The sequence below is a fragment of the Geodermatophilus sp. SYSU D00710 genome, assembly GCF_054050195.1.
This window is the reverse complement of the sequence record NZ_JBJGYX010000001.1, coordinates 65,945-82,980: the sequence shown is the minus strand read 5'-3', so window position 1 is coordinate 82,980 and position 17,036 is coordinate 65,945. Positions and strand designations below refer to the sequence as shown.

Sequence of the window (17,036 nt, the reverse complement as noted above, 5' to 3'; positions counted from 1 at the left end):
CCGCGCCCCATGAGCAGCACCCCGTCGGCCCGCCGGGGCCCGTCCCGCCTCGCGCGGTCGGCCGCGGCCGCAGCGGTCGGCGCCGTCGTCGTCCTCACGCCGGGGGTGGCCGGTGCGGCGCCGAACCGCTCGGCGCCGCCCGACGTCGTCCCGGTCGTCGACTGCGTCGTCCGGCACGACGACGGCAGCTGGACGGCGGTGTTCGGCTACGACAACCGCACCGGCGCGCCGGTGGAGATCCCGGTCGGCCCGGCCAACCGGGTCACGCCCACGGGGTACGGCAGCCCGCAGCCGACCACCTTCGACCCGGGCGTCCGGCACGGCGTGTTCGCCGTGACGGTGACCGGCGGCGGCGGGCCGATGTGGCACCTGGGCGGCACCGACCTGGCCGCGCGCACGGCCGACACCGCCTGCCCGCCGGCCACGCAGATGCCGGCCGACGGCAACGGCACCGGCGTGGTCATCGGCGTCGCCGCGGCGGCCGGGGTCGGCGGGGTGGTCCTGCGCCGCGCCCGCCGCCGCGCGGTCGCGGTCGGGAGCTGACCGCCCGCGGGCCGGCGCACGGGGGCCGGCCCGCGGGCGGTGCCCGGCCGACGGCGGGTCAGCCGAACGTGAACGCGTAGACGCCGACGCCGGGGTCGGCGAACTCGATCTCGACCGTGCGACTCCCGACCGCGCCGTGCTGGCGCACCAGCTGGTACAGGCGCGGGCCGGTGACCTCGCCCTCGCCGGAGGCGTCCACGTCGTCCCCGGCGTCGGCACCGGGCGGGCGGCCGTCGAGCGACAGCCGGAACCGCGCGGCGGCCCCGGCCGGCGGCACGACCACCAGGTGCAGGTCGCGGGCGTGGAAGCGGCAGCTCAGCCGCGCGCCGGCCTCCTCGGCCACCGCCGCCTCGCGGCCGATGGTCCAGCCGCCGGTCAGCGCCCAGTGCCCGGTGCGCAGGTGGGACGGCGCGGTGTAGGCGTGCGGCCGGTCGGCGACCAGCCGGCCGGGGGAGGCGAAGCCGGTGGTGCGGTCGTAGCCGAGGTAGGTCTCCGCGGAGCGCAGGGTGTCCCAGTCGGCGGGGGCCTCGATGCCGCGGGCGTCGACCGGCACCGGCTCGGGGCCGAGGTCGCCGGCGCCGGCCTCGGTGAGCAGCTGCCGGACGATGGCCTCGGTCTCCTCGTAGCCGCCCTCGCCGAAGGTGTGGTGGCGCAGCCGCCCGTCGGCGCCGACCAGGTACAGCGCCGGCCAGAAGTGGTTGTGGAAGGAGCGCCACACGGCGAAGTGGTCGTCGACGGCGACGGGGTAGCGGATCGACCGGTCCTGCACCGCGCGGCGGACGTGGTCGACGTCGTGCTCGAAGGAGAACTCCGGCGAGTGCACGCCGACCACGACCAGCCCCGAGCCGCGCCAGGCCCCCTCCCACGCGCGGACCCAGGGCAGCTGGCGCAGCCAGTTGATGCAGGTGAAGGTCCAGAAGTTCACCATGACGACCCGGCCGCGCAGGTCCGTGCCGGTCAGCGGGGGCGAGTTGAGCCACTCGGTGGCCCCGTCGAGGGAGAAGTCGGCCTCGACCGGCCACAGCGCGTCCTCGCCGTCGGCGATCCCGCGGTCCTCGGCCCGGACGTCGTCGGGGTGGAACAGCCGTCCGACGCGGCGGGCGGCGGGGATCAGGTGGTCGTTGGCCATGGCCGGGTCCTCTCCGGGCGGGGTCACCGGTGCCAGCCTCGGCGTCGGCCGGGGTCCCTCGCGCCCGTGGGGATCCCTGGCCCGTGGGGATCCCCGGCCCGCCACCCCGGCCCGGGGTGCGCCAGACTCGGCCGGTGCCCGCCCAGCTCCGGCAGCTCGCCGACGGCGTCTGGTCCGGCCCGACGGTGCCCGGGCCGTGGCTCAACCTGGTCGTGGTCGACGACGTGGTCGTCGACTCCGGGGTGCGCTGGTCGCGGCGCCGGCTCGCGGCCCTGCTGCGCGGGCGTGACGTCGCCGCGCACGTCGTCACCCACGCGCACGCCGACCACCTCGGGTCGACCGCCTGGCTGTGCGCCACCCTGGGCACCCGGCTGGAGATGGGGCACGGCGACGCCGACCGCTTCGAGTCCGGGCGCATCGACACCGTGACCAGCCGGGTCGGGCGGGCCGTGGCCCGGCTGGCCGACCCCGAGCGGGCACCGGTCGACCGGCGGCTGCGCGAGGGGGACGCCGTGGGGTCCTTCCGGGTCGTCGAGGTCCCCGGTCACAGCCCGGGCACCATCGCGCTGTGGCGGGCGGCCGACCGCACCCTCGTGGTGGGCGACGGCCCGGTCAACCTGTCCCGCGACCCCCGCCGCCCGCGGTGGCTGCACCTGCCGGCGTCGCTGCACCACGACCCCGCAGAGGTGCGGTGCTCCCGGCGCCGGCTGGCCGGGCTCGAGCCGGCGCTGGTCGTGTCGGTGCACGGCCACCCCGTCCGGGACCCCGGCGGCTGGGCCCGGGCCATGGCGGGAGAGCCGCCGTCCTAGCGGGACCCGGCGTCGCGGGAGGACGGCGCCCGCGGGGCGATGCCGTCGACGAACAGGGTGACGACCTCGCGGATGCCGCGCTCGTCGAGGCCGGCCGGGGCCGCCAGCGGGCTGGTCTGCACGCCGAAGAGGGTGGCGAGCAGGACCACCGCCGTGCGCGTCGGGTCGAGGTCGGCACGCACACGGCCGAGGTCGCGCTCGGCGCGCAGGTAGTCGGCGAGCAGCTGCGGAGGGCCGCCCCGCGCCGCGATCGCCTCCTCGAGCGCGGTTCCCGCCAGCTGCCGCTGCAGCTCGGGGGTGGCCGCCATGGCCAGCTCCAGGGGGACGACGGCCTCCCGCAGCCGGGAGAGCTCGACGAGGACCTCGGTGAGGACGTCGGCCACCGGCCGGTCCCCTGCGCGGGTGGGCAGGTCGGCCAGCCACTCGGCCGGCCCCCGCTGGCCCTCGAGGGCCGCGGCGACGAACAGCGCCCGCTTGTCGGGGAAGTGGCGGTAGATCGAGCCCTCGGCCACCCCGGCGCGTTCGGCGATGGCCCGGGTCGTGGCGTCGTGGTACCCCACCTCGGCGACGAGCTCGGTCGCGGCCCGGATCAGGGCTGCCCGGGTGTCGGCGCCGCGCGGCATGGTCAGGGCTCCCGGGTCGGCGGTGCGGCGCCGGACGGGGTCAGTCGGTGATGTCACGGCGCCGGAAGACGGCGAGTGAGGCGGCGGCCGCGACGACGACGTAGGCGAGGCCCAGCCCCAGGGCGCCACTGTAGGCGAGGTCGGCCGTGCCGCCCTGGGCGAGGGCGGTGATCGTCGTGCCCGGCAGCCACTCGCGGAGGGACTCGACGGCCACGGTGAGGACCGCCTCGACCAGCAGGACGTACCCGACCCCGATGCCGATGGCGATCCCGGCCGACCGGGTGACGGTGGCCAGGGCCAGGCCGATCGTGCCCCAGACCAGCAGGGACAGGTACAGGTTCACGGCCGAGCCGAGCACCACGGAGACCACGTCGTCGCCCCAGGCGGTGGGCTCGTACCCGCCCGCGGAGGCGGCGACCGGCGCCACCAGGAGGTTGACCAGGACGGCGGTGAGCGTCGCGCCGGCGGTCGTGATCGCCAGGGCGACCCACTTGCCGGCGAGCAGGCGCCAGCGGCGGGGTTCGGCGGCGGCGAGGACCCGCACCAGGCCGGTCGACCAGTCCGACGCCGAGGCCAGCGCCCAGAAGGCGAGGGCGATGACGCCGGAGAAGGACGAGGCGGCGCCGAGGCCCGCGACGATCCCCTCACTGCTGAGCAGCTCGGCGGCGCTGGGGAACGTGACGCCGGGCCCGTTCTCGGCCGGGGGCGCGCCCGGCTCGACGACCTGGAACACCACCAGGTCGACCAGCACGGTGAACAGCGCCGTGAGGCCGAGCCAGCCGACCAGGATGCTGCGCCGGCGGAGCCGGACCAGCTCGCTGCGGACGACGGCGGTCACCGGGACCCCTCCGCGGTTGCCGCGCGGGAGGCGGCCAGCTCGCCGTCGTCGCTGCCGGTCATCGCGAGGAAGACCGACTCGAGGCTGTCGCGCGTGACGGTCAGGGCGCGCAGGGTGATGCCGGCCGCGGCGGCGGCCCGGTTGACCGCCGCGGCGGCGTCGGTGTCGGTGGACACGCGCAGCAGGCCGGGCGCCGCCGCGGAGACGTCCCACCCGGCCCGGGCGAGGACGCCGCCGAGCCGCTCGGTGTCGGCCTCGTGCTCGGGGGCGACGTCGACGTGCGTCGCGGCGCGGGCCAGCAGGTCGGCGACGGTCCCGTTGTAGAGCAGGACGCCGAAGCGGATGACGACCAGGTGGGTGCAGATGCTCTCGATCTCCGAGAGCAGGTGCGAGGACACGACCACCGTGCGGCCCGACCGGCCCAGCCGCTGGAGCAGGGCCCGGATCTCGACGATGCCCGCAGGGTCGAGGCCGTTGGTCGGCTCGTCGAGGACCAGGAGGGCGGGGTCGGGCAGGAGCGCGGCCGCGATGCCCAGGCGCTGCTTCATGCCCAGGGAGAAGCGCCGGACCGGCTCCCGGTCGCGGCCGAGGAGGCCGACGACGTCGAGCACCTCGTCCACCCGGCCGGTGGGCACCCCGCGCAGGCGGGCGAGGGACACGAGGTTGGCCCGCGCGGAGATCCCGGGCACGAAGGCGGGGCTCTCGATCAGCGCGCCGACCCGGCCGGCGTAGGCCGTCGGGTCGGTGATCGGCTCGCCGAGGACCTCGCCGGTGCCCCCGCTCGGGCGGACCAGCCCGAGCAGCATGCGGATCAGGGTGGACTTACCGGAACCGTTGGGGCCCACCAGGCCGACCACGCCGCCGGCAGGCAGCGTCAGGGTCAGGTCGTCGACCGCCACGACGGGGCCGAAGGTCCGACGCAGCGCGGTGGTGCGCAGTGAGGTCGTGGTGGTGGGCGTGGTGGTGGGCCGGGAGGCCGGAGCCGCTGGCATGGTGCTTCTCCTCCGACGGGGGACGACAACGTGAGTGAGTACTCACTCACGTTGTACACCCGTCGGACGCCGGTGTCACGTCCGGGCCGGCCGCCGGGTCAGGGCGTCACGACGGGGAAGGCCCGGTCGGGTGTGGTGAGGCAGTTCTGGAGCCGCGTCCACGCCGCCGGATCGCCCACGTGCTTGGTGGCCTCGAGGCCGTGTCCGGCCAGGACACCGAGCAGCTGGGCCTTCGTGAGGGTGACCTCCAGGTCCGCGTCGGCGGCCGACCGGGGGTCGGTCGTCTGGATGAGCGCCCCGTTGGACAGCCGGGTGCGGACCATCGTGTCGAGGTCGCTGAACCGCCAGTCGATGACCAGCGACTCGGACGCCGCGCGCAGGCCGTCGATGCGGATGGCCAGGGTGTCGAAGAGCTGCTCGACGGTGAGCGCGGCGGCCATGCCCTCGGCGAAGGTGAGCGGCGGAGGCTGGATGCCGTGGCGCAGCTCCTTGGCGCCGGTCAGGTAGAAGCCGCGCCACGTCGCGTTCTCGCAGCCGTACCCGAGCCGCTCGTACACACCGGCCAGGGCGTTCCGCGCATCGGCGTCCTCCGGCTCGGCGAAGACGGCGTGCTTGAGCAGCTCCGCGGCGAACCGCAGGTCACCGGCGTCCGCGTAGCCCCTCGCCTTCTCCAGGACGGCACCGAGGCCACCGATGACGTCGACGTAGCGGGTGGCGGCGGCCTGCGGCGGGTGTGCCCACAACGAGGACGGGTGCCCGTCGAACCAGCCCAGGTACCGCTGGTAGATCGCCTTGACGTTGTGCGAGACCGAGCCGTAGTAGCCGCGGGCGTGCCAGGCGGAGTCCAGCGCCGGCGGGAGCCGGAACTCCTCGGCGATCTCCATCCCGGTCAGGCCCTCGTTGAGCATCCGGAGGGTCTGGTCGTGCAGGTAGGCGTACAGGTCACGCTGCTCGGCGAGGAACCGCACCACGTTCTCGGCTCCCCAGGTGGGCCAGTGGTGGGAGGCGAAGGCCACGTCGGTGTCGGCGCCGAACAGCTCGATCGCCTCGTCGAGGTAGCGCGACCACACGCGCGGGTCCCGGACCAGCGCCCCGCGCAGGGTGAGCAGGTTGTGCATGTTGTGGGTGGCGTTCTCGGCCATGCAGAGCGCGCGCCGGTCGGGGAAGTGGGAGTTCATCTCCGCCGGCGCCTCGGTCCCCGGCGTGAGCTGGAAGACGATGCGCACGCCGTCGACGGTCTCGACCTGCCCGGTGCGGGTGACGTCCACGGTGGGTGCGAGCAGCCCCGGCGTGCCGGTGGACCCGGCGATGCCCAGGCCGGTGCTCGTCTGACCGGTCGGACCGGCGCCGAGCAGCATCCCGTACATGTAGTCGCCGCGCCTCAGCATGGCGCCGCCGGCGTAGACGTTCTCCGACACCGCGTGCTCCAGGAAGCCCGCCGGGGCGAGGATCGGGACGCCGCCGGCACCGTCGGGCAGCACGCCGCGGACCCCGCCGAAGTGGTCGCCGTGGGAGTGCGTGTAGACCACCGCGGTGACCGGGCGGTCACCGCGGTTCCGTCGGTACAGCGCGAGGCCCGCCGCGGCGGTCTCGGCCGAGATGAGCGGGTCGACGACGACGACCCCGGTGTCGCCCTCGACGATCGTCATGTTCGACAGGTCGAACCCGCGGATCTGGTAGATGCCGTCGGTCACCTCGAACAGGCCGTTGATGCGGCACAGCTGGGCCTGCCGCCACAGACTCGGGTGCACGGTGTCCGGGCAGTCGCCGTCGAGGAAGGCGTACTGCTCCAGGTCCCAGACCGTGCGGCCGTCGGCGGCCGTCACGCGACAGGGCTCGAGCCGGTCGACGAACCCGCGCTCGGCGTTCTCGAAGTCGGTCCGGTCGGCGTGGTCGGGGGGCATGGGGGCTCCTTGCTCCGTCGGTCGGCGTCGGTGCGACCGTCGCAGCGCCCCCGCCGCGGGCGGCTCCCCCGGGGCGCATGAGGTCTCGGACGGCAACCGGGGACCGGAGCGGTCCGGTGCCGCACGGGCACGCCGCGGCCAGGTGCGCGGCTCATCCGTGGCAGGTGAGGCGCCCGTCCCCGCGGCAGGGCCCGCTCAGGGGCCGACGCCGTCCGGTCGGGCGGACGCCGGGTCGCCGCGGGCGTGCCACAGCTCGGCGCCCACCACGGCGGCGACGACCAGGAGCAGCGCGATCAGGATGAGCCAGCTGATGAGCACGACGACGATCCCGACGAGCCCGTAGGTCCCGGCCTGGGTGATGAACGCCTGGGGCAGCCAGACCTCGGAGACCAGCCAGGTCGCGGCCGTCCCCGCGCCGGCCACGACCGCGCCGGGCAGGAACGGGCGCCAGGGCAGCGACCAGCCCAGCAGCAGCCGGGTGGCCACGAGCCAGAGGACGCCGGAGACGCAGGCGCGGACCGCGAAGGCCGCCGGGCCGGCTCCCCGGAAGCCGTCGACCAGGACGGCCACGCCGATGCCGGCGACGACGACGGCGGCCACCGCGACGGCGCCGCCGACGCCCCCGAGCCAGCCGCGCCACCCCGGCGACGGCGGGATCCGCCAGGCCGCCCGGAAGGCCCGCTGCAGCGCCCGGGTGAAGCCGATGCCGGACACCACGAGCAGGCAGGTCCCCCACACGGTGAGGCTGGTGTCGGCCGGTGGCCGCAGCGCCTCGCGCACCAGGTCCGCGGTGTCGCCGGACAGCTCGAACCGCGCGACGACCCGCTCGGCGAGGCCGTCCCCGGCCTCCTCGGTCACCGACGAGACGACCACGGTCGTCGGGACGGTGGCGACGAAGGCCTGCGCCGCCAGGCCCAGCGCCCGGTCGTAGCCGGTGATGCCGACGAACCGCCGCGCGCAGCGCCAGGGCAGGGAGGACGACAGGCCCGAGCGCCAGGACGCGAGCCGGTGACCGGGGGAGGAGACGGTCACGGCGCGCCGCGGGACGCGTCCTCGGGCGCCGGCCGGGCACCGTCCGGGCCGGCCGGTCCGCGGCCGTCCGGCGCCGCGGGCGGGGCGTCGTCGGGGCCGGGGGCCGGGAGCCCCGGTGCCGCGGCGTCCGGCCCGGGCCGGCGCCGCGCCCGCCGCCCGGGCCTCGGCGGTGGGCTGGACACCAGCGTCCGCGCCCACTCCCGGCCGGGGTCGGCGTCGAGCAGCACCGCCTTCACCAGCAGCGTGAGCGGCAGGGCGAGCAGGGCGCCCAGGGGGCCCAGGATCCAGGTCCAGGCCACCAGGGAGAGGAACGTGACGGTCACCGACAGGCCCACGGCGTCGCCGACGACGGCCGGCTGGATGATCGACTGGATCACGAAGTTGGCGACGCTGTAGACGACCACCACGACGAGCGCCAGGCCGGGTCCGTCCACGAGCAGGGCCAGCAGCGCCGGGGGGACCAGCCCGATCACGAACCCGATGTTGGGCACGTAGTTGGTGATCCAGGACAGCAGTCCCCACAGGATCGGCAGCGGGATGCCGAGCAGGAACAGCGCCACGGTGTCGACGACCGCCACGACCAGGCCGAACACGGTCGACACCACCAGGTAGCTGCGGGTGCTCCGGGCGAAGCCGCCCAGCGCGGCGGTCAGGGCGGGGGAGGCCCCCGGCACCGACCGCAGCCGGTCGGGCAGCCCGCCGGCGTCGACCCCCATGAACAGGACCGTGGCGAGGACGAACAGCAGGTTGCTCACCGCGTCGAGCAGCCCCGACACCAGCCCGCCGACGAAGCCGAGCACGGACTCCGGGTCGACCCCCGCGAGCGCCCGGTCGACCTCGTCCTGGCCGATGCCGAGCGAGGTCAGCAGGGACCCGACGTCGTCGAGCAGTCCGTCGATCTCCTCCTGGTACTCGGGCAGCAGCGTGGCCAGCCGGGCGACCGACACCCCCAGGGTGAGCACGAGGCCGATCACGACGGCGTAGAGCACGAGCAGGGCGAGGGTGAGCGCCAGCCACGTCGGGGCCCCGTGCCGCCGGGCCCACGTGAGGACCGGGTGCACGGCGATGATCAGCATGAGGGCCAGGAAGACCGGGGCGACGACGTCGGCCGCGCTGCGCACCCCGGCCACCGCGATGACCGTGGCGGCGACCCCGAGCAGGACGACCAGCCAGCGGGGCAGGACGCGGTCACCAGCGGGGTCGGTCACGCGTGCAGGGTGCAGCCGGTGCCCGTCCGGGGCGTCGCCTTCAGCAGGTGAGCCGGGCACCGCGGGCCCGGTCCGGGCCGGGTCATCTGGATCAGGTGATCCGCGCCGGTCCCCGCGCGGGCGAGCGTGGCCCGGAGGGTCCGCCGCCCGGGCGGACCCCCGCCCGGTGGAGGACCGCCATGGCCGACCGACCCGCGACCTCGTCCCCCCAGCGCAGGGCGGCGTCGCTCCGTCCCGGGCAGGTCGTCGCGCTGGTCCTCGCCGTCGTCGCGGTCGTGTTCATCGTGCAGAACCGCGAGCGGCTGACGGTGGACCTGTTCACCGTCGACGTCTCGGCACCGGTGTGGCTCATCCTGACGATCATGGTCCTGCTCGGCACGGCCGTCGGCTGGCTGCTGCGGTCGCGCCGGTGACCGCCGGGCTCGCGCCGGCCGGGTGAGGTCCGCCGGACCGCGTCCGGGGGAGCATCGGCCGGACGCGGACAGTCACGCGGACAGTCAGGGGGTCGGGTGCATGCGGTACGAGTTCCTCCTCCCCGGCCGGGTGCCGGAGTCCGTCGCCGCCGCCTTCCCCGAGCTGGCGGTGGGCAGGAGCGCGACCGGGGGGACGGTGCTGTTCGGGCCGGTCGAGGACCGGGCCCACCTGCACGGTCTGCTCGACCGGTTCCGGCACCTCGACCTCGCCGTCGTGGAGTTCCGCCAGCTGCCCGACTGACCCGCCCGGGGCGGGTGCCGCTCATCCGGCGCGGGTGATCCCGGGGGGCCGGCCGGCGCACGAGACTCCTGCCGGTCACGGGGTGATACGGGGTCATGCGGGGGCCGGGGCCGGCCACCGATGCCGACGACGGAGGCGCTGATGCCCGAGCAGACGAGGACCGGCGGCGCGACCGTTCCGCGCTACGAGTTCCTGCTCCCCGGCCGGCTGTCCGCGGAGACGTGCGCCGCGTTCCCCGAGCTCACCGCCCGGCCGGGATCCGCCGGAGGCACGGTGCTGTTCGGGCCGGTCGGGGACAGCGCGCAGCTGCACGGCCTGCTGGCCCGCTTCCAGTCCCTCGCCCTGACCGTCGTGGAGTTGCGCCGGCTGCCCGACTGACCCGTCCCGGCCGCCATCCCGGTCACAGCAGGCCGCGGCGTCGGGCGGTGGCGATGGCGTCGCGCCGGCTGGAGGCACCCAGCTTCTGGTAGATCGACCGCACGTGCGTCTTCACGGTGTTGACCGACACCTGCTGGCGGGCGGCGATCTCCTCCAGGGTCAGCTGGGCCGGCAGGTCGGTCAGCAGGGCCAGCTCCCGCGGGGTCATCGGCACGAAGGGGTGGTCCGGCCGGGTGCGGGACGCGGCGCGGATCCGCTCGACCAGGGGGTCGAGCCGGCCGAACCGGCCGGCCTGCTCGTCGAGCAGCGCGGGGATGCCGGGCACGTCGAGGAAACCGCGCAGCGCCTGCATCTCGCCGGCCATCTGCAGTGCCCGCTGCAGCGCCTCGTGGCTGCGCGCGGACTGCCCCGCCGTCGTGGCCAGCTGCGCCTCGAGCAGCCACGCCTGCAGGTGGAAGATCGGCATCAGGCACCGGAGCCGGCCGTCGACGACCGGCGCCACGCGGGCACGGGCCGCGTCGTGGCGTCCCCGCGCCAGGTGCTCGAGGGCCTGCAGGGTGGCCAGCTCCCCACCCGGCCCGGCGTGCTCGGCCAGGTGCGCCAGCGCCTCGGCCGCCCAGTCGGGCCGGCCCGCCAGCCAGGCGCAGCGGTGCTGGTGGAACGCGAGGTGGATCGCCACCAGCGGCGAGATCCGCTCCTCCCCGGCCAGCGCCCAGCTCGCCGTCAGGTGGCGCGCCGCCTCGAGCGGGTCCCCGCCGGCCTCGAGGTCGACGACCGCCCGCAACCAGCGGATGGACAGCCGCGCCGACAGGTTCGGGCTGTCGTCGAGGATCACCGCCGCGCGGGCGGCGAGGTGCCGGGCACCCTCTCCGTCGAGGCGCTGCCGGGCGCAGCGTGCGGCCATCACCAGGACCGCGCCGACGTCCGGGCCGCGCAGCGGACCGAGACGGGCCGCGACGCGGATGGCCTCCTCCGCGAGCGCCCAGGCGGCGTCGAAGCGCCCGCGGGTGGTCGCCAGGGCGGTCAGGCCGGTCAGCGCGCCGACCAGCGCGTGCCCGTTCCGGGTGTGCCGGGCCAGCTCGGCCGCCTCCTGCCAGCCGGCTCCGGCCTCCTCCAGCCGGCCGGACAGGTACTGCACCCGCGCCCGGACGAGGAGCAGCAGGAGCCGCAGGTCCGGGTCGGCGACGTCGGGCATCCCGGCCGTGGCCGCCAGGACGGCCGGGGACAGCGCGAGGTGGTGCCGGGCCTGCTGCAGGGCGACCAGCGCGTCCAGCGGGTCGCTGCGCGGCGCGGACGGTCCGCCGTCGACCGCGGCCGGAGGGGTCGCCGTCGCCGGGGTGTCCTCCACCTCCAGGGCGGCGAGCACGGCGAGCCGGGCGACGGCCGGGTCGCCGAGCAGCTCCGCGGGACCCGAGCGGATCAGCCGGTGCAGCACCTGACCCCGGCCGTCGGCCAGCAGGGTGGGCCCGTGCGCGGTGAGCATCTCCGTGGCCAGGGCGGGGTCGCCGGCCTGCAGGGCGTGGCCGATCGCCCACGCCAGGTGCCCGTGGCCGGCCAGCCACAGGGCCGTGCGGCGGTGGGCGGCCGCCAGCTCCTGCGGGTCGCTGCGGCGCAGCCCGGCGAGCAGGTGGCTGCGCAGCAGGGCGTGCATCCGGTACCAGTCCTCGGTCTCGGTCAGCCGGACCACGAGGACGTTGCTGCGGTGCAGCCGCTCGAGGACGTCCTCGGCGGCGGGGTCCCCGGTGAGGGCGACCGCCAGCTCGGCGGTCAGCTGCTCGGGCACCGCGCACAGCCGCAGGAGCCGTCGCTCGGAGTCGCCCAGGCCGGCCACCACCTCCGTGGCGAGGTAGTCGGCCACCTGCCGCTCGTCGCCGGCGAAGCGCTGCACCACCACGTGCGGGTCCGGGGCGTCGGCCAGGGTGAGGGCGGCCAGCCGGATCCCCGCCGCCCAGCCCTCCGTCCGCCCCACCAGCAGGCGCAGGTCGTCGTCGGTGACCTCGACGCCGTGCTGGCCGAGGATGCGCCGCACCTCGTCGGCGTCCAGCGCCAGGTCGGCCGCCCGGATCTCGCGCAGGCCGCCGCTGAGCCGCCAGCGGTGCAGGGACAGGGCCGGGTCGCGGCGGGTGGCCAGGACCAGGTGCAGCCCGTCGGGAGGACGGCGGACGACCGCGTCCAGGCCGGCGAGGACCTCGGGGTTGTCCACCTCCTGCAGGTCGTCGAGGAACAGCCACAGGGGCCCGGGGACCTGGGCGATCAGCAGTTCGAGCCGGACCGCCGGTGGGGGCCGCCAGCTGCCGGCGCCGGTCTGCGGGGGGTCCACCGCCTCCCCGGACGGTGTGGAGAGTGCGCCCCGGACCGCCTCCGTGACCGTGGCCCAGAAGGTGTCCGGGTCGTTGTCGCCGCCGTCCAGCGCCACCCATGCGACCCGCGCACCCTGCTCGGCCCGGTCGCGCGCCCAGGTGGACATCACCGTCGTCTTCCCGGTGCCCGCGGGTGCCGAGAGGACCGTCACGGACGTGCCGGCGGGTGTCCCCCCGTCGCCGGTGTCGGGTGCGCGGGTCAGCGGACGGCGGAACAGCCAGGTGCGGTCGAGGACCGACTGGCTCACCTGCGGTCGGCGCAGCTTGCTCTGGAGCACCTGCATCCGGTTCGACCTCTCCTCGGTCGACGACGGCTCATGGGTGCCCGCCGGGGGAGTGGAGGGAGGGTCCACGGTCACGGCGGCCCCCGTGGTCGCACGGCACAGACTCAGCCACCACTTCGCCGCGGGGAAGAGAACGGATGCACCGTCGGTGAGGACGCGCGAGACGACACGGCGTCACGGCACTGCGTGTAGTGGATCGGTGACACAGATGGCACCCGGTCGGTGCTCACCGGCCCTGACCGGGCCGTTCGCCTGCTACGGGTGAGGGAGCACCGCGGCGGGCTCCGCACCGTTGGGGCACCGACGTCCCCATCCGAGGAGCTGGCATGGCAACGCTGTCCGTCTGGCGGTTCGACTCCCCCCAGGGCGCCGACATGGCGCTCGACACGCTCACCGACCTGCAGAAGCAGGAGCTCGTCCACGTCCACGACGCCGCGACCGTCTCCTGGTACCCGGGGGACCGGAAGCCCAAGACCCACCAGGCCAACGACCTGGTCGGCAGCGGCGCGCTGGGCGGCGGCTTCTGGGGGCTGCTCCTCGGCCTGATCTTCTTCGTGCCGCTGCTCGGTGCCGCGATCGGCGCCGCGTTCGGCGCGCTCGGCGGGGCGATGGGCGACGTCGGCATCGACGACGACTTCATCCGCGAGGTGCGCGACCAGGTCACGCCGGGCACCTCGGCCCTGTTCGTGATGACCTCGGACGTCGTGCCGGACAAGGTCCGGAGCGCCTTCGAGGCGCACCGGCCGCACCTGATCACCACCAACCTGTCCGCGGCGGAGGAGGAGCGGCTGCGCGCCGCCTTCGCCGACTGACCCACCGTTCCGTGCCGGTGCCCGGGGGCTCCTCGGGCGCCGGCACGCCACGCGCCGAGGGAGGTGGCCGAGCGTGGGCGAGGTCCTCGGGCAGTTGCTGCCCTACGCGGTGGGTGTGGCCGTCAGCCCGGTGCCGGTGATCGCCGTCGTCCTGCTGCTGCTGTCCTCGCACGCCGGCGGTGCCGCGGCCGGTTTCCTGCTCGGCTGGGTGGGCGGCATCGTCGCCGTCACGACGCTGTTCGTGCTGCTGGGCGGGGTCGTCGCACCCGCCGAGGGCGGGCCGTCGCCGGTGGTCGCCTGGGTCCAGGTCGTGCTCGGCGCCCTGCTCCTGGCCGGTGGGATCCGCCAGTTCCGCGCGCGGCCGCACGCCGGGGCCGCGCCGGCCCTGCCCGGCTGGATGGCCGCCCTCGACCGGGTGACCCCCGGCCGGGCCGCGGCCCTGGGCGCGGCCCTCTCGGCGCTCAACCCCAAGAACCTCGGGCTGTGCCTGGCCGCCGGCTCCACGGTCGGTTCCGCCGGCCTGGCCACCGGTGGGGCGGTGGTGGCCGTGGCGCTGTTCACCGTCCTCGCCGCCTCGACCGTCGCCGCGCCGGTCCTCGCCCACGCCGCGGCGGCCGAGCGGATGACCAAGCCGCTGGACGCGCTGCACACCTGGCTGGTGCAGGAGGACGCGGTCATCACCGGCACCGTGTTCACCGTCATGGGCGCGGTGGTGGCCGGGCACGGGATCGCCGGTGTCACGGCGTGAGGCGCAGGGAGCCCGGTGGTGGCAGCCGCTGGTGCCGGCCTCGCTGGCCGGGTACCAGCGGCGCTGGCTGGGCGCCGACCTCGCCGCCGGCCTCACCGTCTGGGCGGTGCTCGTGCCGGAGTCCTTCGCCTACGCCACCATCGCCGGCGTCCCCCCGGTCGTCGGCCTCTACGCCGCGGTGCCCGCGCTGCTGCTCTACGCCCTCCTCGGCAGCAGCCGGCACCTGGTCGTCGGCCCGATGTCGGCCACCGCCGCGCTGTCCGCCGGTGTCGTGGCCGCCTACACCGATCCCGCCGGGGAGGCCTTCGTCGCGCTGACCACCGCGCTCGCGCTGGTCGTCGGCCTGCTCGGGGTGGTCGCCGGACTGCTGCGGCTGGGCTTCGTGTCCACGCTGGTCAGCGAGCCGGTGCTCAAGGGGTTCATCGTCGGCCTCGCCCTCACCATCATCGTCGGGCAGGTCCCCGCCCTGGTCGGCATCGAGGCCGCCTCGGGGGAGTTCGTCGCGAAGCTGGCCGGCGTCGTGACCGGGCTCGGGGACGTGCACCTGCCGACCCTGCTGGTGGGAGCCGGCAGCCTGGCCGCCGTCCTCGCGCTGCGCCACTGGCTGCCCCGCCTGCCGGCGTCCCTGGTCGTCGTCCTGGCCGGCGTGGTGCTCATGACCGTCACCGACCTGCCCGACCGCGGCGTCGAGGTGGTCGGTGCCATCGCGCCGGGCCTGCCGCAGCTGGGGCTGCCGGGCGGCCTGGCACTGCGCGACCACGTCGACCTCGTCGGCCCCGCGCTCGGCGTCCTGCTGGTCGGCTTCGCCGAGGGGCTGGGCGCGGCCAAGGCCTACGCCGCCCGGCGCGGCGACGACGTCGACGCCGACCGCGAGCTGCTCGGCCTCGGCGCGGCCAACGTGGGCGCCGGGCTGGCCTCCGGGATGGTGGTCAACGGCAGCCTGTCCAAGACCGCGGTCAACGGCGCCGCCGGTGCCCGCTCCCAGCTGTCCGGCGTCACCTGCGCGGTGCTGGCCGTGCTGACCCTGCTGTTCCTCACCGGGCTGTTCGAGCAGCTGCCCGAGGCGACGCTGGCCGCCGTCGTCATCGCCGCGGTCGTCGACCTGGTCGACGTCCCCGCCCTGCGCCGGCTCGCCCGCGTGTGGACCGGCAGCCGCGCCGGGCGGCTGCGGTGGCTGACCGCCCGGGCCGACCTCGCCGCCGCGCTCGCCGCGCTCCTGGGCGTGCTGGTGTTCGGCACGCTGCCGGGGTTGTGCATCGGGGTGGGCACCTCCCTGCTGCTGGTGCTGGCCCGGTCCTCCCGGCCGCGGGTGACCCGCCTGGGCCGCACGGCCGGCGCCGATGGGGGGCTGTGGGTCGACCTCGAGCGCCACCCCGGGGCCGAGCAGGTCCCCGGCGCCGTCGTGTTCCGGCTGGAGTCCGGGTTGTTCTTCGCCAACGCCGACCACGTCCGGGCCGCCGTGCGGGCACTGCCGGGACCCGGCGTGCGGCAGGTCGTCTTCGACGGGCAGACCACGCCGTGGCTGGACGTCACCGGCGCCGACGTGTTGCACCAGCTGCACGAGGACCTGGCCCGCGCCGGCGTGGCCCTGGCCGTCGTCCACCCCGTCGGGCAGGTGCGCGACGTCCTGCGCCGGGCCCTGGCCGAGCGCGAGCGCCCCGCGGTGTTCGCGACCGTGGACGAGGCCGTCGCGGACGCCCGCCCCGCGGCACCCCCGCCCGCCGGGCCACGTCCCTGACCGGCCGGTGCGAGCCTCGTCTCACGTGGGGTCGCCGGCGGCGCGGGGGCGCGGCCGGCTGGGAGACTGGGGACCGGTGGCCATCCACCGCGTGCCCGCCGGCACCGGGCCCGACGACGGGCTCGCGGCGCGCGCGGCGTGGCCGTGACCGTGTCCGAGACCGTTCCCGCTGCGTGCCCGCCGGGCAGCCGGGAGCCGCCCGACCGAGGGAACCAGCGACCCCATGCCCGACGACCTCGCCGCCGTCCTGTTCGACATGGACGGCACGCTCGTGGAGACCGAGCAGCACTGGGGGACGGCGCTGTTCGCCCTCGCCCGCCGCCTGGGCGGTGAGCTGAGCCCCGCCGCCCGCGAGGCCATCGTCGGCACCAGCATGCGCACCTCGATGGAGCTGGTGTACGCCGACCTCGGCCTCGACCGCGCGGCCGGGTGGCAGGCCGACGCCGCCTGGGTCGAGGACGTCGTCGCCGGGCTGCTCACGGCGGAGGTGTCCTGGCGCCCCGGTGCCCGCGAGCTGCTCCGGGAGGTCCGCGCGGCGGCCCTGCCCACCGCCCTGGTGACGACGACGCCGCGCCGCCTCGCCGACCTGGTCATCGCGCAGCTGGTCCGCGATCTCGACGTGCCGCCCTTCGACCTGACCGTCTGCGGCGACGAGGTGCCCGCCCGCAAGCCCGACCCGGCGCCCTACCTGCAGGCCGCCGCGGCGCTCGGTGTCGACCCCGCCGGCTGCGTGGTCGTCGAGGACTCCGCGTCCGGGGTCGCCGCGGGCCTGGCCGCCGGCTGCGCCGTGCTCGGGGTCCCGTCGCTGCAGCCGCTGGCGCCCGCGCCGGGCCTGGTGCTGCGGGACACGCTGGCCGGGGTCGGCCTGGCCGACCTCGAGCGGCTGGTGTCCGACCGGCAGCCGGCGGCCCCGCGCGGCTGAGG

Annotated in this window: 17 protein-coding genes; 9 read left to right on the top strand and 8 right to left on the bottom strand. The window is 76.4% G+C overall.

What is annotated here, in order from left to right; genetic code table 11:
* Positions 1–9 precede the first annotated feature (9 nt).
* Positions 10–543, top strand: coding sequence for a hypothetical protein (locus ACI78U_RS00400; protein ID WP_456873296.1), 534 nt, complete (start codon positions 10–12; stop codon positions 541–543).
* Positions 544–601: 58 nt separating this feature from the next.
* Here the strand turns inward: ACI78U_RS00400 and ACI78U_RS00395 are convergent, their stop codons facing one another.
* Positions 602–1,699: a thioredoxin gene (locus tag ACI78U_RS00395; protein WP_456873295.1), complete on the bottom strand. Its 1,098-nt coding sequence runs from the start codon at positions 1,697–1,699 to the stop codon at positions 602–604.
* 107 nt (positions 1,700–1,806) lie between these two features.
* Here ACI78U_RS00395 and ACI78U_RS00390 point away from each other — a divergent pair, with 107 nt between their 5' ends.
* Positions 1,807–2,481 (top strand): MBL fold metallo-hydrolase, encoded by a 675-nt coding sequence (locus tag ACI78U_RS00390; protein ID WP_456873294.1) that lies wholly within the window; start codon positions 1,807–1,809, stop codon positions 2,479–2,481.
* Here ACI78U_RS00390 and ACI78U_RS00385 read toward each other — a convergent pair.
* The 6 genes from ACI78U_RS00385 to ACI78U_RS00360 all read right to left on the bottom strand — a co-directional run bounded on the left by ACI78U_RS00385 (position 2,478) and on the right by ACI78U_RS00360 (position 9,078).
* On the bottom strand, positions 2,478–3,161 hold the full coding sequence (locus ACI78U_RS00385; RefSeq protein WP_456873293.1) for a TetR/AcrR family transcriptional regulator: 684 nt from the start codon (positions 3,159–3,161) through the stop codon (positions 2,478–2,480). The genes ACI78U_RS00390 and ACI78U_RS00385 overlap by 4 nt on opposite strands.
* Complete coding sequence (locus ACI78U_RS00380) at positions 3,145–3,942, bottom strand: hypothetical protein (RefSeq protein WP_456873292.1); 798 nt, start codon at positions 3,940–3,942, stop codon at positions 3,145–3,147. Before ACI78U_RS00380 ends, ACI78U_RS00385 begins: the two co-directional genes overlap by 17 nt.
* A complete protein-coding gene (locus ACI78U_RS00375; protein ID WP_456873291.1) occupies positions 3,939–4,934 on the bottom strand; it encodes an ABC transporter ATP-binding protein in 996 nt (331 codons plus the stop codon). Before ACI78U_RS00375 ends, ACI78U_RS00380 begins: the two co-directional genes overlap by 4 nt.
* Before the next feature lie 98 nt (positions 4,935–5,032).
* On the bottom strand, positions 5,033–6,838 hold the full coding sequence (locus ACI78U_RS00370) for an alkyl/aryl-sulfatase (RefSeq protein ID WP_456873290.1): 1,806 nt from the start codon (positions 6,836–6,838) through the stop codon (positions 5,033–5,035).
* Between the two features lie 195 nt (positions 6,839–7,033).
* Positions 7,034–7,870 (bottom strand): YhjD/YihY/BrkB family envelope integrity protein, encoded by an 837-nt coding sequence (locus ACI78U_RS00365; RefSeq protein WP_456873289.1) that lies wholly within the window; start codon positions 7,868–7,870, stop codon positions 7,034–7,036.
* Positions 7,867–9,078, bottom strand: a complete 1,212-nt coding sequence (locus ACI78U_RS00360; RefSeq protein ID WP_456873288.1) for an AI-2E family transporter — start codon at positions 9,076–9,078, stop codon at positions 7,867–7,869. The genes ACI78U_RS00365 and ACI78U_RS00360 overlap by 4 nt, the downstream gene beginning before the upstream one ends.
* Before the next feature lie 179 nt (positions 9,079–9,257).
* Between ACI78U_RS00360 and ACI78U_RS00355 the strand changes: the two genes are divergently transcribed.
* The 3 genes from ACI78U_RS00355 to ACI78U_RS00345 all read left to right on the top strand — a co-directional run bounded on the left by ACI78U_RS00355 (position 9,258) and on the right by ACI78U_RS00345 (position 10,170).
* Positions 9,258–9,491, top strand: a complete 234-nt coding sequence (locus tag ACI78U_RS00355) for a LapA family protein (RefSeq protein WP_456873287.1) — start codon at positions 9,258–9,260, stop codon at positions 9,489–9,491.
* Between the two features lie 100 nt (positions 9,492–9,591).
* Positions 9,592–9,792 carry a hypothetical protein gene (locus tag ACI78U_RS00350; RefSeq protein ID WP_456873286.1) on the top strand — a complete coding sequence of 67 codons (201 nt, stop codon included), beginning with the start codon at positions 9,592–9,594 and terminating at the stop codon, positions 9,790–9,792.
* A 141-nt stretch (positions 9,793–9,933) separates the two neighbouring features.
* Positions 9,934–10,170, top strand: a complete 237-nt coding sequence (locus tag ACI78U_RS00345) for a hypothetical protein (protein WP_456873285.1) — start codon at positions 9,934–9,936, stop codon at positions 10,168–10,170.
* A 22-nt stretch (positions 10,171–10,192) separates the two neighbouring features.
* Here the strand turns inward: ACI78U_RS00345 and ACI78U_RS00340 are convergent, their stop codons facing one another.
* Complete coding sequence (locus tag ACI78U_RS00340) at positions 10,193–12,814, bottom strand: LuxR C-terminal-related transcriptional regulator (protein WP_456873284.1); 2,622 nt, start codon at positions 12,812–12,814, stop codon at positions 10,193–10,195.
* Between the two features lie 326 nt (positions 12,815–13,140).
* Between ACI78U_RS00340 and ACI78U_RS00335 the strand changes: the two genes are divergently transcribed.
* The 4 genes from ACI78U_RS00335 to ACI78U_RS00320 all read left to right on the top strand — a co-directional run bounded on the left by ACI78U_RS00335 (position 13,141) and on the right by ACI78U_RS00320 (position 17,034).
* Positions 13,141–13,626 (top strand): DUF1269 domain-containing protein, encoded by a 486-nt coding sequence (locus ACI78U_RS00335; RefSeq protein WP_456873283.1) that lies wholly within the window; start codon positions 13,141–13,143, stop codon positions 13,624–13,626.
* A 73-nt stretch (positions 13,627–13,699) separates the two neighbouring features.
* Complete coding sequence (locus ACI78U_RS00330; RefSeq protein ID WP_456873282.1) at positions 13,700–14,374, top strand: GAP family protein; 675 nt, start codon at positions 13,700–13,702, stop codon at positions 14,372–14,374.
* The gene (locus tag ACI78U_RS00325) at positions 14,361–16,112 is read left to right on the top strand and encodes a SulP family inorganic anion transporter (protein WP_456873281.1); all 1,752 of its coding nucleotides are present in this window, start codon (positions 14,361–14,363) and stop codon (positions 16,110–16,112) included. Before ACI78U_RS00330 ends, ACI78U_RS00325 begins: the two co-directional genes overlap by 14 nt.
* 223 nt (positions 16,113–16,335) lie before the next feature.
* Positions 16,336–17,034 (top strand): HAD family hydrolase, encoded by a 699-nt coding sequence (locus ACI78U_RS00320; RefSeq protein WP_456873280.1) that lies wholly within the window; start codon positions 16,336–16,338, stop codon positions 17,032–17,034.
* Positions 17,035–17,036 lie beyond the last annotated feature (2 nt).

Coding starts and splice junctions, on each gene's coding strand:
- ACI78U_RS00400 (WP_456873296.1), top strand. CDS start 10: ATGAGCAGCACCCCGTCGGCCCGCCGGGGCCCGTCCCGCCTCGCGCGG.
- ACI78U_RS00375 (WP_456873291.1), bottom strand. CDS start 4,934: ATGCCAGCGGCTCCGGCCTCCCGGCCCACCACCACGCCCACCACCACG.
- ACI78U_RS00370 (WP_456873290.1), bottom strand. CDS start 6,838: ATGCCCCCCGACCACGCCGACCGGACCGACTTCGAGAACGCCGAGCGC.
- ACI78U_RS00355 (WP_456873287.1), top strand. CDS start 9,258: ATGGCCGACCGACCCGCGACCTCGTCCCCCCAGCGCAGGGCGGCGTCG.
- ACI78U_RS00350 (WP_456873286.1), top strand. CDS start 9,592: ATGCGGTACGAGTTCCTCCTCCCCGGCCGGGTGCCGGAGTCCGTCGCC.
- ACI78U_RS00345 (WP_456873285.1), top strand. CDS start 9,934: ATGCCCGAGCAGACGAGGACCGGCGGCGCGACCGTTCCGCGCTACGAG.
- ACI78U_RS00340 (WP_456873284.1), bottom strand. CDS start 12,814: ATGCAGGTGCTCCAGAGCAAGCTGCGCCGACCGCAGGTGAGCCAGTCG.
- ACI78U_RS00335 (WP_456873283.1), top strand. CDS start 13,141: ATGGCAACGCTGTCCGTCTGGCGGTTCGACTCCCCCCAGGGCGCCGAC.
- ACI78U_RS00320 (WP_456873280.1), top strand. CDS start 16,336: ATGCCCGACGACCTCGCCGCCGTCCTGTTCGACATGGACGGCACGCTC.